Here is a 16164-nt window from a genome sequence, read left to right on the forward strand (position 1 = left end):
TCCGCGAAATCCCCCTTTCGCCAATCACATTACATTGCAGCCGCTGCCCGGGCCGGGCAGGGGGCTGACCGCCACACCCCCTGTGGCATAATCAATTGCCAAGTCAAGCATTGCGGCAACGCTTGAAATAACGCTCGCTTCAGGCGGCTTCCGGCGCGATTATCGCTATCGCCACCCGCTCGCCACCGCGACCGAAGCGAATAAAACCCCTGCAAACTACCGCGCGGTCACCGCGGACCACTCCTGCAAAGGATCGGTCTTCCGGCCCGCCATCGCATCATGGCCAAGACGCTCTACGACAAACTCTGGGATGACCACACCGTCCACGTCGAGGAAGACGGCACCACGCTGCTCTATATCGACCGCCACCTGCTGCATGAAGTGACCAGCCCGCAGGCGTTCGAAGGGCTGAAGCTGGCGGAGCGTCCGGTATGGCGCATCAGCGCCAACCTGGCCGTGTCGGACCACAACGTGCCGACCACCGACCGCAGCCACGGCATTGCCGATCCGGTGTCGAAGCTGCAGGTCGATACGCTGGATGCCAACTGCGACAGCTACGGCATCACCCAGTTCAAGATGAACGACCACCGCCAGGGCATCGTGCACGTGATCGGGCCGGAGCAGGGCGCCACGCTGCCGGGCATGACGGTGGTGTGCGGGGACTCGCATACCAGCACGCATGGCGCGTTTGGCGCGCTCGCGCATGGCATCGGCACCTCGGAAGTTGAGCATGTGCTGGCTACCCAGACGCTGTTGGGCAAGAAGGCCAGGAACATGCTGGTCAAGGTGGAAGGCAAGCTGCCGCGCGGCTGCACCGCCAAGGACATCGTGCTGGCCGTGATCGGCAAGATCGGCACCGCGGGCGGCACCGGCTACACCATCGAGTTCGCCGGCTCGGCCATCCGCGACCTGACCATGGAAGGCCGCATGACGGTCTGCAACATGGCCATCGAGGCGGGCGCGCGCGCCGGCCTGGTGGCGGTGGACGACGTCACGCTCGAATACGTGAAGGGCCGCCCCTACGCGCCGCAGGGCGTGGAGTGGGAGCAGGCCGTGGCCTACTGGCGCACGCTGCATTCGGATGCCGGGGCCAAGTTCGACCAGGTGGTCGAGCTGCGCGCCGAGGACGTCCGTCCGCAGGTGACCTGGGGTACCTCGCCCGAAATGGTGATCAGCATCGAAGACCGCGTGCCGGATCCCGAGAAGGAGAAGGACCCGAACAAGCGCAACGCGATGGAGCGCGCGCTCGAATACATGGGCCTGCAGCCCAACGTGCCGGTCGAGAGCATCAATATCGACAAGGTCTTCATCGGTTCGTGCACCAACAGCCGCATCGAAGACATGCGCGCCGCCGCGTGGGTGGTGCAGAAGCTCGGCCGCAAGGTCGCCGGCAACGTGAAGCTGGCGATGGTGGTGCCGGGCTCGGGCCTGGTCAAGGAACAGGCCGAGCGCGAAGGCCTGGACAAGATCTTCAAGGCCGCGGGCTTTGAATGGCGCGAGCCGGGCTGCTCGATGTGCCTGGCCATGAATGCCGACCGCCTCGATCCTGGCGAGCGTTGCGCGTCGACCTCGAACCGCAACTTCGAAGGCCGCCAGGGCGCGGGCGGGCGCACCCACCTGGTGAGCCCGGCGATGGCAGCGGCCGCAGCCATCGAAGGCCATTTCGTCGATATCCGCAAGCTGGGCTGAAGGAGCAAGGAAAGAGAACATGGACAAGTTCACCGTACATAGCGGCCTCGTAGCCCCGCTCGACCGCGAGAACGTCGATACCGACGCCATCATCCCGAAGCAGTTCCTGAAGTCGATCAAGCGCACCGGCTTCGGCCCCAACCTGTTCGACGAGTGGCGCTACAAGGACGTCGGCGAGCCCGGCATGGACAACAGCAAGCGTCCGCTGAACCCGGACTTCGTGCTGAACCAGCCGCGCTATCAGGGCGCGTCGATCCTGCTGGCGCGCCGCAACTTCGGCTGCGGCAGCTCGCGCGAGCACGCACCGTGGGCGCTGACGCAATACGGCTTCCGCGCCGTGATCGCGCCCAGCTTTGCCGACATCTTCTTCAACAACTGCTACAAGAACGGCCTGTTGCCGGTGGTGCTGACCGAACAGCAGGTCGACCACCTGTTCAACGAGACCAACGCCTTCAACGGCTACAAGCTGACCATCGACCTGGACAAGCAGGTGGTGCTGACGGCGGGCGGCCAGGCGTATGAGTTCGACATCGCCCCGTTCCGCAAGTACTGCATGCTGAACGGCTTCGACGATATCGGCCTGACGCTGCGCCATGCCGACAAGATCAAGGCCTATGAGGCCGAGCGCGTGGCCAAGATGCCGTGGCTGAACAACCGCCTGGTCGGATAAGACTCAACGAGGAAAGACAACAATGAAGATCGCAGTCCTGCCGGGTGACGGCATCGGTCCCGAAATCGTCGCGGAGGCCGTCAAGGTCCTGAACGCGCTCGACGAGAAGTTCGAACTGGAAACCGCCCCGGTGGGCGGCGCCGGCTACGAGGCCGAAGGCCATCCGCTGCCGGAAAACACCCTGAAGCTGGCCAAGGAAGCCGACGCCATCCTGTTCGGCGCCGTCGGCGACTGGAAGTACGACAGCCTGGATCGTCCGCTGCGCCCGGAGCAGGCCATCCTGGGCCTGCGCAAGCACCTGCAGCTGTTCGCCAACTTCCGCCCGGCAATCTGCTATCCGGAGCTGACCGGCGCTTCGAGCCTGAAGCCCGAGCTGGTGGCCGGCCTCGACATCCTGATCGTGCGCGAACTGAACGGCGACATCTACTTCGGCCAGCCGCGCGGCGTGCGCGAAGCGCCGGACGGCCTGTTCAAGGGTGCGCGCGAAGGCTTCGACACCATGCGCTACAGCGAGCCCGAAATCCGCCGCATCGCCCACGTGGCGTTCCAGGCCGCGGCCAAGCGCGGCAAGAAGCTGTGCAGCGTCGACAAGGCCAACGTGCTCGAGACCTTCCAGTTCTGGAAGGACATCGTGATCGAGGTGCACAAGGAGTACCCGGAGGTCGAACTGTCGCACATGTACGTCGACAACGCGGCCATGCAGCTGGTCAAGGCGCCCAAGAGCTTCGACGTGATCGTCACCGGCAATATGTTCGGCGACATCCTGTCGGACGAGGCCGCCATGCTGACCGGCTCGATCGGCATGCTGCCGTCGGCGTCGCTGGATGCCAACAACAAGGGCCTGTACGAACCGTCGCACGGCTCTGCACCCGACATCGCCGGCAAGGGCGTGGCCAACCCGCTGGCGACGATCCTGTCGGCGGCGATGATGCTGCGCTACTCGCTGAACCGCGCCGAGCAGGCCGACCGCATCGAGAACGCCGTCAAGAAGGTGCTGGCCCAGGGCTACCGCACCGGCGATATCCTGACGCCGGGTTGCAAGCAGGTCGGCACCCGCGAGATGGGTGACGCTGTACTGGCGGCACTGTAAGTCACACCGGAAGGGGGCACTGCGCGAGTAATGCCCCCTTTGTCTGATTTGTCCCCGTTATTTCCCCTATCTGCACGCTGCGGCAGCGCCGCAAAATCGTGTAGACTCTGCCGATGGCCCGATTTTCCCAGTCCACCCTGACTGCTGTTGCTGCCCTGACCGCTACCCGCGGCCCGGTCGGCACGATTTCGCTCGGCCAGACCGCAACGACGATTAAAACCATTATTAAAACCGCGATCGCCTAGATCCGTTCGTCGTGCCTGCCCGTCTTCCCCGCGCAGCCACGCCGGGCGAGGAAAATGGCGGGGAAGTAAAAATCACATCCGAGGTAAATCATGATTGTAGGTCTCGTCGGTTGGCGGGGAATGGTCGGCAGCGTCCTGATGCAGCGCATGCAGGAAGAGCGTGATTTCGACCAGATCGAGCCCGTCTTCTTCAGCACGTCCAATGCCGGCGGCAAGGCGCCCGCCATGGCGAAGAACGAAACCACGCTGAAAGATGCCAATGACATCGAAGCGCTGAAGAAGTGCGACGTGGTGCTGACCGCCCAGGGCGGCGACTATACCAACGAGGTCTTCCCCAAGCTGCGCGCGGCCGGCTGGAAGGGCTACTGGATCGACGCGGCCTCCTCGCTGCGCATGAAGGACGATGCCATCATCGTGCTGGATCCGGTCAACCAGGGTGTGATCAAGGACGCGCTGTCCAAGGGCGTCAAGAATTTCATCGGTGGCAACTGCACGGTCAGCTGCATGCTGATGGGCCTCGGTGGCCTGTTCCAGGCCGACCTGATCGAGTGGATGACGTCGATGACGTACCAGGCCGCTTCCGGCGGCGGTGCGCAGCATATGCGCGAGCTGCTGACGCAGTTCGGCACGCTGAACGCGTCGGTCAAGCCGCTGCTGGACAACCCGGCCTCGGCCATCCTGGAAATCGACCGCACCATCCTGGCGACCCAGCACGGCCTGTCCGCCGAGGAAACCAAGCAGTTCGGCGTGCCATTGGCCGGCAACCTGATCCCCTGGATCGACAAGGACCTGGGCAACGGCCAGTCCAGGGAAGAATGGAAGGGCGGCGCCGAGACCAACAAGATCCTGGGCCGCGGTGAAGGCTTCCTGGGTGCGACCGGCGCCACGCCGATCGCCGTCGACGGCCTGTGCGTGCGCATCGGCGCCATGCGCTGCCACTCGCAGGCGCTGACCATCAAGCTGCGCAAGGATGTGCCGCTCGATGAGATCGAAGGCATGCTCGCCGCCCACAACCCGTGGGCCAAGGTGGTGCCGAACACGCGCGACGCCAGCATGACCGACCTGACGCCCGCAGCAGTGACCGGCACCCTGAACATCCCGGTCGGCCGCCTGCGCAAGATGCAGATGGGCGGCGAGTACCTGTCTGCCTTCACGGTCGGCGACCAGCTGCTGTGGGGCGCGGCCGAGCCGCTGCGCCGCATGCTGCGTATCCTGATCGAGTCCTGATCCGGTGCTCCCGCCTGTTGCCTGGTTGCGTCCGTTGCAGCCAGGCAACAGAATGGACCGCTTTGCAGACAACGCCGCGCCCGTGCGCGGCGTTGTTGTATCCGGACGCCTATTTTCCCTGGTGATGCGTCACAATACGCCGGCATGCGCTTCGCGCCAGGCAGGGTTTGGCGTCTGCGCGCGGCTGGAGAAGGGGTGCGCCGAGAACGCCCCGCCAGCCTGCCGGACCTGGTTTTGGGGTCGGTCTGTCGATTCATATCGCTACTAAAACATAACGGAGCATAAGGTGAGTGTGAGCCAACATCGCCGGAAAGATGCGCCTACTGTCCGTCAGCGCTGGTCAACGCTGGCCGTCACGGCACTGGGCCTGCTGCTTGCGCAGCCGGCCGCATATGCCGCGGGGTTCGGGCAATTGCGGGTTCAGTCGAATCTGGGTCAGCCGCTGCAGGCTGAGATCGACATCAGTGGGGTCAGTGCCGAAGAGGCCGCCGGGCTCAGTGTCAAGCTGGCGTCGCCAGCGGCGTATGCCGCGGCCGGGCTGACCTACCTGCCGGCCGTCAGCAGCCTGCGGCTGGAGGTGGAGCGCCGCCCGAACGGCAGCTATGTGGCCCGGGTCCGCTCCAACCAGCCGATCAGCGAGCCCTTTGTCGACATCCTGGTCGACATGAGCTGGGCCAGCGGCAAGGTCTCGCGCGCCTATACCTTCCTGCTTGACCCCGCCGGGACCAAGCCTTCGAACCAGACCTTCTCGCCGGCGACGGTGGTGCAGGCGGCGACGCCGGATGCGCCGCCCGTAGCGGCACCGGCACCTGCCGCCGCGCCGCAGCCTGCGCCGGCCCAGGAAGCTGCGCCGGCCGCGGCTGCCGAGGCAGTCAAGCCAGCCGTGCCCGCGCGCCCTGCCCGCCAGAGCGCAAAGCGGGCGCCGGCACCGGCCGCCAGCGGCGGCACCGAGATGGCACCCGGCGGCGGCTACACCGTGCAGCGCGGCGACACGCTCTACGCCATTGCCGGCGAGGCCGTGCAAGGCCAGGAATCGGTCTCGCTGGACCAGATGCTGGTGGCGCTCTACCGCAACAATCCCAACGCCTTTATCGGCGGCAACATGAACCGGCTGCGCAGCGGCGCGGTGCTGCAGGTCCCGACCCAGCAACAGGCGCAAGCCGTCGCACCCAAGGCCGCCCGCCGCGAGGTGGTGGCGCGCACGCAGGGCTTCGATGCCTACCGCGGCCGGCTGGCCAGCGCTGCCGCGGCCAAGTCGGTCGAGCCCGACAGCGGCCGCCAGCAGTCCGGCAACGTGACCGCCCGGGTGCAGGAGCAGGCCGCCCCGACCGACGGCCCGCGCGATGAACTGAAGCTCAGCAAGGCCGCGCGCGGCGCGCAGGCCGACGTCGCGGCCAAGGCCGAAGCCGGCGTCGCGCGCGAGCGTGAGCTCAAGGAGGCGCAGGCCCGCCTGGCGCAGCTGGAAAAGAACGTCGGCGACATGCAGAAGCTGCTCGAGCTGAAGAACGCCGAGATCGCCAAGCTGAGCCAGGCTAACCAGGCGGTGCTGGCCGAGAAGGAAAAGGCTGAGGCCGCGGCCAAGGCCGCGGCGGCGGCGCCGACCGTGGTGGCGGCCCAGCCGCCGAAGGCCGACGCAGTGGCCCCGGCCCCGGTCGCGGCCGCCGCGACGGCTGCCGCAACCGCAGCGACCGCAGCCAGCGCCCCGGCAGCGGCCGGCGCCAGCGCCGCGGACGCCGTGGCGCCTGCGGCAGTCTCAGCCGTGGCAGCGGCGCCCGCTTCGCAGCCGGCTGCCGCCGTTGCCAGTGCAACGCAGGCCGCCGCCGCCGCATCGGCCCCCGCGGCCAAGCGCCCGCCGGTGGTGGCGGCCCAGCCCGAGCCGGTGCCCGAACCGTCGTTCATCGATGGCCTGCTGGCCAACCCCATGCTGCTGCCCGGCGGTGGCCTGCTGGTGGCGCTGCTCGGCGTCTATGCGATCTATCGCCGCCGCCAGCAGCAGAAGGCGGGCGAGGCGACCGGCTTCGGCGACAGCATCCTGTCGCAGGAAAGCACGGTGATGGCCGGTGCCAATTCGCTGTTCGGCACGGCCGGGGGGCAGAGCGTCGACACCTCGCAGCACAGCGTGTTTGGCGCGGACTTCCGCATCGGCAACAACACACCGGAAGCCAACGAGGTTGACCCGATCGCCGAGGCCGAGGTCTATATCGCCTATGGGCGCGATGTGCAGGCGGAGGAAATCCTGCGCGAAGCCCTGGAGAAGAACCCGGAGCAGCAGCCGGTGCGGCTCAAGCTCCTGGAGATTTACAGCAACAGACAGGATGTGGAAGGTTTCCGCGTGATTGCAGAAGAAATGTTCGCCCAGACCGGCGGACACGGGGCGGAATGGCTGAAGGCAGCAGAAATGGGGCGCGCGCTCGAACCGGGCAACGCGCTCTTCCTGGCGGTGACGCCCGAAGCGGCGGGGCCGGATACGACCTCGCCGGCAACCGACCAGTGGCGCACCCAGGACCCGTCGCAGAATCCGGCCTCGATCCCGCGGCTGGAGCCGTCGCTGGGTGACCTGGCGCTGCCGCTGGATGCCTTCCCGGCCCCGGCGGCCGGCGAGCCGATCGTGGCGCCTGCTTCCGCGGCGATGGTGTTTGGCGCTGACGCGCACGACGCCGGCGAGCCGGTACGGCTGGATCTCGGCCTGCCTCGCACCGGCGCCGACCCGCTTGCCGATGACGTGCCCACCCTCGACACGCCGACCCGCAGCCGTCCGCTGGAGTTCGACATGTCCGGGCTGTCGCTTGACCTGGGCAGCGCCGCGCAAGCCGACGCCCGCGGCAAGGATGTGCTGGACGAGGCCACCATGCCGCTGCCCGCCACCACCATGCTGCGCGACGGCAAGCTGGCCGAGCCGATCGACCTGTCGCGCGTGGCGCCTGAAACCGGCGGCGACCTCACGCACGGGGGTTCGCCGAGCACGCTGTCGGTCGACGGCGTGGACGGCGGGCGGGACATGCAGATCAAGCTTGACCTGGCTCGTGCCTATATCGAGATCGGCGACAAGGAAGGGGCGCGCGAACTGCTGCAGGAAGTGGTCGAGCAGTCGCAGGATCCGCTGCAGGCGGAGGCCCGTTCGCTGCTGCAGGAAGTGGCCTGAGCTATCATTGACGGTCCGGCCGCGGCACGCGCTGCCGCAGCCTGAAGCGATGCGCCGGAAGCGTCCCTTCCGGCGCATTTGCTTTTTCGGCGGACCTGGCGTGAACCACTGCGCCCGGACGTACCCGCCGCCTTGCCCGATCCCCTGACATGAACCGCATCGCTCTTGGGCTGCACTACGACGGCGCCGCCTTTTCCGGCTGGCAGTCGCAGCCGCACCGCAATACCGTGCAGGATCACCTGGAAAACGCCATCGAGCGCTTTGCCGGGGTGCGCCTGCTGACCACCGTGGCGGGGCGCACCGATACCGGCGTGCATGCGCTCGGCCAGGTCATCCACCTGGACACCGCGCTCGAGCGCGAGCCATTTTCCTGGGTGCGCGGCGTCAACGCCTTCCTGCCGCCGTCGATCGCGCTGCAATGGGCGCTGCCGGTGGACCAGGGTTTCCACGCGCGTTTCCTGGCGTTCGAGCGCATGTATTACTACGCGCTCTACACCGGGCCACACCGCGTGCCGCTGGTGCACGGCCGCGCCGGCTACCAGATGCTGCCGCCGGGCCAGCGGCTCGACGTCGACGCCATGCGCGAGGCCGCCGCATGCCTGCTCGGCGAGCATGATTTCTCTGCCTTCCGCGCCGCCGAATGCCAGGCCAAGTCGCCGGTCAAGACCATGTACGACGTCACCATCAGGGATGACGGCAACTGGGTGTTCCTGCGCTTTCGCGCCAGCGCCTTCCTGCACCACATGGTGCGCAACCTGATGGGCTGCCTGGTGGCGGTGGGGCGCGGACGCTACCCCGCGCACTGGCTGGCGCAGGTGCTGGCCGGGCGCGAGCGCAAGCTGGCGGCGCCGACCTTCATGCCGGACGGCCTCTACCTGGCCGGCGTCAAGTATCCTGATCCTTACCAGATCCCCGCGGCCGATCCGTCCGCGAGCCTGTTCCATGGAGTGTTCGATGACGCAGCCTGAGGCCGCTGAAGGCAGCACGGCGGGCAGCACAGTGCACATGCCGGCCCGCACCCGCATCAAGATCTGCGGCCTGACGCGCGAGGACGACGTGCGCGCCGCCGTGGACGCCGGCGCCGATGCCATCGGGCTGGTGTTCTACCCGAACAGCCCGCGCTGCGTCGACGTGGCGCGCGCCGCGGCGCTGGCCGAGGCCGCCGGGCCGTTCGTGGCGATCACCGGGCTGTTCGTCAATGCCGACCTGGAAGACATCGCCCATGTGGCCGAGCGCGTGCCGCTGACGCTGCTGCAACTGCACGGCGACGAGACCCCGCAGTTCTGCACGCAGGCGGCGCAGCGCTGCCGGCTGCCCTTCATGCGCGCCGCCCGTGTGCGCCCGGGGCTTGATTTGGTAGAATTTGCCGATCAATACCGTGATGCCGCTGCCTTGCTGCTCGATGCCTTCGTCGAAGGCTACGGCGGTGGCGGCCACGTCTTCGACTGGACCCTGATTCCCCCGGCATGGCTTCCGCCTACTCCCCCGGTACCAGCTACCGGCAACCCGAACGCAAGCGGCGCTCCTCGCATCGTTTTGAGTGGTGGGTTGAACGCGCAAAACGTCGCTGGCGCGATTGAACGCGTGCGGCCCTACGCTGTGGACGTCAGCAGCGGGGTAGAGGCCGCCAAGGGCGTGAAGGACCACGCCCGCATCGCCGCGTTCGTGCGTGCTGTGCGCAGTGCCGAGGCAGGATGAGCCGGGCCGTGTCCCGCGTCTTTCCCCATGCCGTCCGTGGCCTGCCGCATGCGCGCACACGCATCGCAGTCAACCATGCGCCCTTGCCGGATGAGGCAAGGCCGCTGTTCCGAAGAGTCTAGACATGTACGACTTGCCCGATTCCCGTGGCCATTTCGGCCCCTATGGCGGCACCTTCGTGTCGGAAACGCTGGTCCACGCGCTCGATGAGCTGCGCGAGGCCTATGCGCACTACCAGAAGGATCCGGAGTTCGATGCCGAATACCGCCGCGAACTGAAGCACTTTGTCGGCCGCCCGTCGCCGATCTACCACGCGCAGCGCTGGAGCGAGACGCTCGGGGGCGCGCAGATCTACTTCAAGCGCGAAGACCTGAACCATACCGGCGCGCACAAGATCAACAATGTGATCGGCCAGGCGCTGCTGGCCAAGCGCATGGGCAAGCCGCGCGTGATCGCCGAGACCGGGGCAGGGCAGCATGGCGTGGCCACCGCCACCATCGCCGCGCGCTTCGGCATGGAGTGCGTGGTCTACATGGGGGCCGAGGACGTCAAGCGCCAGGCCGCCAACGTCTACCGCATGAAGCTGCTGGGCGCCACCGTGGTGCCGGTGGAAAGCGGCTCGCGCACGCTCAAGGACGCGCTCAATGAAGCCATGCGCGACTGGGTCACCAACGTCGAGAACACCTTCTACATCATCGGCACGGTGGCCGGCCCGCATCCGTACCCGATGATGGTGCGCGACTTCCAGTGCGTGATCGGCGAGGAAGCCAAGGTGCAGATGCCGGAGATGACGGGCCGCCAGCCGGATGCCGTGATCGCCTGCGTCGGCGGCGGCTCCAATGCCATGGGCATCTTCTACCCGTATATCGAGCACCAGGACGTGCAGCTGATCGGCGTGGAAGCCGCCGGCGACGGCCTCGACACCGGCCGCCACGCGGCCTCGCTGACCGGCGGCACGCCGGGCGTGCTGCACGGCAACCGCACCTACCTGCTGCAGGACGCCAACGGCCAGATCATCGAGACCCATTCGGTGTCGGCCGGCCTGGACTACCCGGGCGTGGGCCCCGAGCATGCGTGGCTCAAGGACAGCGGTCGCGCGCAGTACGTGCCGATCACGGATGAAGAAGCGCTCAAGGCCTTCCACGACTGCTGCCGCATCGAGGGCATCATCCCGGCGCTGGAATCGAGCCACGCCATCGCCTATGCCTGCAAGCTGGCGCCGACGCTGCCCAAGGACAAGCTGCTGCTGGTGAACCTGTCCGGCCGCGGCGACAAGGACATGCACACCGTGGCCGAGCGCGCGGGGCTCAAGCTCTGATGCGCGCGCTGCCTCCGACCGGACTTGCCGTGGGCGGCGCGGGCGCGCCGGATGCGTCCGGAGCGCCCGATTCCGCCCAGCTGCGCCTGTTCCAGGAAGACATGTTCGAGGGCATTGCCCGCCTGCCGGACGGCTCGGTCGACCTGATCGTCGCCGATCCGCCCTACGGGCTGGGCAAGGACTACGGCAACGATTCCGACCTGCTGTCGGGCCAGGAGTATCTGGACTGGTCCGAGCGCTGGATGAACGCGGTCGTGCCCAAGCTCGCGCCCAAGGGAACGCTCTACCTGTTCTGCACCTGGCAGTATTCGCCCGAGCTGTTCGTGATGCTCAAGCGGCGCCTGACCATGATCAACGAGATCATCTGGGACCGCCGCGTGCCCAGCATGGGCGGCACCACGCGCAAGTTCTCGTCGGTGCACGACAACATCGGCTTTTTTGCCCGCGCGCGCGACTACTACTTCGATCTCGACCCGGTCCGCATTCCCTACGACCCCGAGACCAAGAAGGCGCGCAGCCGTCCGCGTTTCGAAGGCAAGAAGTGGCTGGAGGTGGGCTACAACCCGAAGGACCTGTGGAGCGTCTCGCGCATCCACCGCCAGGACCCGGAGCGCGCCAACCACCCGACGCAGAAGCCGCTGGAAATCGTCGAGCGCATGGTGCTGTCAAGCTGCCCGCCGGGCGGCCTGGTGCTGGATCCGTTCGCCGGCAGCGGCACCACCGCGGTGGCCTGCCTGCGCCACGGACGGCGCTTTGCCGGCTTCGAGATCAACCCGGAGTATGTGCAGGTGGCATGCGATCGCGTGTCTGCCGCCGCTGCAGCCCTTGCCGTCACGAATGCAGCCGCCGAGCCTGCCGCCACCCCAACCCTGGCCGCCGCCAACGACGATGTCTCGCCGGCGCCGCGGCCTCACCTGATTCCCTGATATGTCCCGTATCCAGAAGACGTTCGCGGCGCTGGCCGCGCAGCAGAAGAAGGGCCTGATTCCGTTTATCACCGCCGGCGATCCCGAGCCCGGCCTGACCGTGGCGCTGATGCATGCGCTGGTGGCGGGCGGCGCCGACGTGATCGAGCTGGGCGTGCCGTTCTCCGACCCGATGGCCGACGGCCCGGTGATCCAGCGCGCCTCCGAGCGCGCGCTGGCGCAGGGCGTGTCGTTGACCCAGGTGCTGCAGTGGGTGCGCGAGTTCCGCCAGACCAATGCCGATACCCCGGTGGTGCTGATGGGCTACGCCAATCCGATCGAGTGCATGGGCGAGCAGGTCTTTGCCGCCGCCGCGCGCGAAGCCGGCGTCGACGGCGTGCTGGTGGTCGACTATCCGCCCGAGGAGTGCGAGTCGTTCGCCACGCTGATGCGCGACAACGGCATGGACCCGATCTTCCTGCTGGCGCCGACTTCGACCGATGCCCGCATCGAGGCCGTGGCGCGCGTGGCCAGCGGCTACCTGTACTACGTGTCGCTCAAGGGCGTGACCGGCTCGGCCGCGATCGACCTGGACAGCGTGGCGGCGCGCCTGCCGCTGATCAAGCAGCATGCCAACCTGCCGGTGGGCGTGGGCTTCGGCATCCGCGACGCGCAGACCGCGCGCGCGATCGGCAGCGTGGCCGATGCCGTGGTGATCGGCAGCCGCCTGGTGCAGCTGCTGGAGGACACCCCGCGCGAACAGGCGGTGGCGACGCTGCAGGCGTTTATCGCCGAGATCCGCCAGGCGCTGGATAGTTGAAGTGATCTAATGTCGGCCTGATGATCATTTTTAAGTGCTTCAATGTGCGCAAATCGCGCGTTGCGCTTCGAGGTCACCGGGCCGGCATGGTAAATTCGCGGGTTGATTCCCTGCCATCTGCCAACAGGCGTCCCGACACCGGGCTTGCCGGCGGACCGCAGTCATCCGAAAGGAGCTTTCATGAGCTGGTTGGATAAACTCCTGCCCCCCAAGATTCAACAGACCGACCCCAGCACCCGCAAGGGCATCCCTGAGGGATTGTGGGTCAAGTGCCCGTCGTGCGAGTCCACCCTGTACCGGACCGACGTCGAGGCCAACCTGCACGTCTGCCCCAAGTGCGACCACCATATGCGCATCAGCGCGCGGGCACGCCTGGACGGGCTGCTGGACGCCGAAGGCCGCTATGAGATCGGCCAGGAGATCGTGCCGGTCGACGCCCTCAAGTTCAAGGATTCCAAGAAGTACCCGGACCGCATCAAGGCCGCCATGGATGACACCGGCGAGACCGATGCCATGGTGGTGATGGGCGGTGCCATCCACACCATCCCGGTGGTGGTCAGCTGCTTCGAGTTCGAGTTCATGGGCGGTTCGATGGGCTCGGTGGTGGGTGAGCGCTTCGTGCGCGGCGCGCAGGCCGCGCTGGAGCAGAAGGTGCCGTTCATCTGCTTTACCGCCACCGGCGGCGCGCGCATGCAGGAAAGCCTGCTGTCGCTGCTGCAGATGGCCAAGACCACCTCGATGCTGAACCAGCTGAGCGCGGCCAAGCTGCCGTTCATCAGCGTGCTGACCGACCCGACCATGGGCGGCGTGTCGGCCAGCTTCGCCTTCCTGGGCGACGTGGTGATCGCCGAGCCCAAGGCGCTGATCGGCTTTGCCGGCCCGCGCGTGATCGAGCAGACCGTGCGCGAGAAGCTGCCTGAAGGCTTCCAGCGCTCGGAGTTCCTGATCCAGAAGGGCGCCATCGACATGATCGTCGACCGCCGCAAGATGCGCGCGGAACTGGCGCAGCTGCTGGCGCTGCTGCAGAAGCAGCCGGCCGACGCGGTGGCATAACAACGTCTGCATGGCAGATCAAGGGCGCGGGTGGTTGACGCGCCTTTCGCTTTTCCTGGCCGCCCCGGTGGCTATGTCGGGCCGGGTGCAAGCCCGGCCTTGACTTTGCCGCTGGCTGGCCAAATCTGGTAGCAACAGCTTTTCCTCGCACCCCACATGCCTGTCTTCCATACACTCCCCGAATGGCTTGCCCATCTCGAAACCGCCCATCCCGTGGGCATCGACATGGGCCTGGCGCGCATCACGCGCGTGAAGGAGGCTCTCGGGCTGCGCATCGACGCCGTGGTGTTCACGGTGGGCGGCACCAACGGCAAGGGCTCTACCTGCGCGATGCTCGAGCGCATCCTGCTGGAGGCCGGCTACAAGGTGGGCTGCCATACCTCGCCGCACCTGATCTCGTTCAACGAGCGCGCCCGCATCAATGGCGAGATCGCCACCGATGCGCAGCTGCTGCCGCATTTCGAGGCGGTCGAGCGCGCGCGCAACAGCTTTGCCGACCCGGTCAGCCTGACCTACTTCGAGTTCACCACGCTGGCGATTATCCATGCCTTCGCCGCGGCCGGGCTGGACGCGATCATCCTGGAAGTGGGCCTGGGCGGGCGCCTGGACGCGGTCAACGTGATCGATACCGACTGCGCCATCGTCACCAGCGTCGATATCGACCATACCCAGTACCTGGGCCATACGCGCGAGGAGATCGGCTTCGAGAAGGCCGGCATCTTCCGCCCGGGCGTGCCCGCGATCTGTGGCGACCCGATGCCGCCCAAGTCGCTGGTGGCGCACGCCGAGGCCGTCGGCGCCGAGTTGTGGCTGGTGGGGCGCGACTACCATTTCCACGCCGCCAAGGGCCAGGAGCGCCAGCAATGGGACTGGAGCGGCGGCGGGCGCAAGCTTAACGGCCTGGGCTACCCGGCGCTGCGCGGCGCCAACCAGCTGCTCAACGCGGCGGCGGCGCTGGCCGCGCTGCAGGCCATGCGCCCGCGCCTGCCGGTCAGCGCACAGGAAGTGCGCAACGGCCTGGCTTTTGTCGAGCTGCCGGGCCGCTTCCAGGTGCTGCCAGGCCGCCCGGCCGTGATCCTGGACGTGGCGCACAATCCGCATGCGGCGGCCACGCTGGGGCAGAACCTGGAGAACATGGGGTTCTTCCGCTACACCTACGCGGTGTTCGGCGCGATGCAGGACAAGGACATCGCCGGGGTGCTGCAGCACGTGGCCGACAAGGTCGACCACTGGTGCCTGTGCGACCTGCCGACCGAGCGCGCCGCCAGGGCCGCGGACCTGCTCGCCAAGCTGGAGGCGGGCGGATTCCGCCCCGGCCCGGACGCCACCGCGGCCTGCTTCTCCAGCCCCGAGGCGGCATTCCGCGATGCCATCGAGCGAGCCACCGAGAATGATAGAATTCTGGTCTTCGGATCGTTCTATACCGTCGCCGGCGTGATGGCGTATCGTGCCACGCAGGCTAACTGAAGCAGGCGCCCCGGCGCCCGCTGAGCTGGCAACCCCGGCGGCCTTGGCCGATCAATGAGCGGCAAACGCAACGAGCGGCCCCACAAGGCCGTATCACCGAACCAATCTATGGGCCTGCTTTCGCTGTTTTCTTCCCGCAAGGGCAACGACCCGGCACCCGAGCGTGCGCGGCGCCAGCGCACCGACACGGGTGCAGGCATCGCCTCGTCGCGCCGTCTGGCCGATGACTATGCCGACGATACGCTCGACCCCGAATTCCCGCAGAAGCAGCGCGCGCGCCGCCGCCTGATCGGCGCCGTGGTGCTGATGGTGGCCGCCGTGATCGTGCTGCCGATCGTGTTCGAGACCAAGCCGCGGCCGGTGTCCGATGACGTCTCGGTAAAGGTCGCAAACGGGGTCACGGGCGCGCAGGGGGCGCAGAAGCCCCGCGTCGAGCCGCGCAAGGCCGACCCGCTGCCGCCCACGCCGGCGGCGCGCAATGATGCCGAGGCGCTCGACGCCGGCGAGGAAATCGTCAGCGCGCCCAAGCCCGCGGCCGCCGCAGCCGCCGCAGCCGCTGCGGACAAGCCGGCGCAACGGGCTGAAGCCAAGCCCGAAGCCAAGCCGGGCAGCGGCAAGTACCTGATCCTGATCGGCGCCTTCTCTTCCGAAGAGCGCGCCAAGGGCTGGCTGGCCAAGCTCAAGGCGAGCAAGGTCCCGGCCTATGTCGAAAAGAAAATGCTGGCCGATGGCGAGCGCATCCTGCTGCGTGCCGGCCCCTTCAGTGACCGTGACGCCGCCGACGCCGCCGACAAGCGTGTGCGCGCGGTGGGGCTGACCTCGAAGGTCGTGGAACAGTAA

The 16164-nt window shown here is 67.5% G+C and carries 14 protein-coding genes; all 14 read left to right on the plus strand.

The genetic code is table 11. The features are described 5' to 3' along the window. Positions 1–279 precede the first annotated feature (279 nt). The 14 genes from leuC (at position 280) to C265_RS17635 (ending at position 16164) form a co-directional block, all read left to right on the plus strand. Positions 280–1689: a 3-isopropylmalate dehydratase large subunit gene (gene leuC, locus C265_RS17575; protein ID WP_010814627.1), complete on the plus strand. Its 1410-nt coding sequence runs from the start codon at positions 280–282 to the stop codon at positions 1687–1689. A 19-nt stretch (positions 1690–1708) separates the two neighbouring features. Next, positions 1709–2359 (plus strand): 3-isopropylmalate dehydratase small subunit, encoded by a 651-nt coding sequence (gene leuD / locus C265_RS17580; protein WP_010814628.1) that lies wholly within the window; start codon positions 1709–1711, stop codon positions 2357–2359. A gap of 22 nt (positions 2360–2381) precedes the next feature. Then, a complete protein-coding gene (gene leuB / locus C265_RS17585) occupies positions 2382–3449 on the plus strand; it encodes a 3-isopropylmalate dehydrogenase (RefSeq protein ID WP_010814629.1) in 1068 nt (355 codons plus the stop codon). 113 nt (positions 3450–3562) lie between these two features. Next, the gene (locus tag C265_RS33085) at positions 3563–3694 is read left to right on the plus strand and encodes a hypothetical protein (RefSeq protein ID WP_013957414.1); all 132 of its coding nucleotides are present in this window, start codon (positions 3563–3565) and stop codon (positions 3692–3694) included. 90 nt (positions 3695–3784) lie between these two features. Continuing rightward, entirely contained in the window at positions 3785–4921 is a 1137-nt protein-coding gene (gene asd / locus C265_RS17590) for an aspartate-semialdehyde dehydrogenase (RefSeq protein WP_010814630.1), read from the plus strand. Positions 4922–5207: 286 nt separating this feature from the next. Next, a complete protein-coding gene (locus tag C265_RS17595) occupies positions 5208–8063 on the plus strand; it encodes a FimV/HubP family polar landmark protein (RefSeq protein ID WP_037024629.1) in 2856 nt (951 codons plus the stop codon). Positions 8064–8212: 149 nt separating this feature from the next. Next, positions 8213–9031 (plus strand): tRNA pseudouridine(38-40) synthase TruA, encoded by an 819-nt coding sequence (gene truA, locus C265_RS17600; RefSeq protein ID WP_010814632.1) that lies wholly within the window; start codon positions 8213–8215, stop codon positions 9029–9031. Then, the gene (locus C265_RS17605; protein ID WP_010814633.1) at positions 9018–9761 is read left to right on the plus strand and encodes a phosphoribosylanthranilate isomerase; all 744 of its coding nucleotides are present in this window, start codon (positions 9018–9020) and stop codon (positions 9759–9761) included. Before truA ends, C265_RS17605 begins: the two co-directional genes overlap by 14 nt. 124 nt (positions 9762–9885) lie before the next feature. Beyond that, complete coding sequence (trpB, locus tag C265_RS17610) at positions 9886–11079, plus strand: tryptophan synthase subunit beta (protein ID WP_010814634.1); 1194 nt, start codon at positions 9886–9888, stop codon at positions 11077–11079. Beyond that, positions 11079–12005 carry a site-specific DNA-methyltransferase gene (locus tag C265_RS17615; RefSeq protein ID WP_010814635.1) on the plus strand — a complete coding sequence of 309 codons (927 nt, stop codon included), beginning with the start codon at positions 11079–11081 and terminating at the stop codon, positions 12003–12005. The genes trpB and C265_RS17615 overlap by 1 nt, the downstream gene beginning before the upstream one ends. Position 12006: 1 nt before the next feature. After that, positions 12007–12804, plus strand: coding sequence for a tryptophan synthase subunit alpha (gene trpA, locus C265_RS17620; RefSeq protein ID WP_010814636.1), 798 nt, complete (start codon positions 12007–12009; stop codon positions 12802–12804). Between the two features lie 180 nt (positions 12805–12984). After that, the gene (gene accD / locus C265_RS17625; RefSeq protein ID WP_010814637.1) at positions 12985–13857 is read left to right on the plus strand and encodes an acetyl-CoA carboxylase, carboxyltransferase subunit beta; all 873 of its coding nucleotides are present in this window, start codon (positions 12985–12987) and stop codon (positions 13855–13857) included. A 156-nt stretch (positions 13858–14013) separates the two neighbouring features. Then, entirely contained in the window at positions 14014–15324 is a 1311-nt protein-coding gene (folC, locus tag C265_RS17630) for a bifunctional tetrahydrofolate synthase/dihydrofolate synthase (RefSeq protein ID WP_010814638.1), read from the plus strand. Between the two features lie 108 nt (positions 15325–15432). Continuing rightward, the gene (locus tag C265_RS17635; protein WP_010814639.1) at positions 15433–16164 is read left to right on the plus strand and encodes an SPOR domain-containing protein; all 732 of its coding nucleotides are present in this window, start codon (positions 15433–15435) and stop codon (positions 16162–16164) included.

The sequence above is a fragment of the Cupriavidus sp. GA3-3 genome (assembly GCF_000389805.1).
Taxonomy (GTDB): Bacteria; Pseudomonadota; Gammaproteobacteria; order Burkholderiales; family Burkholderiaceae; genus Cupriavidus; species Cupriavidus necator_D.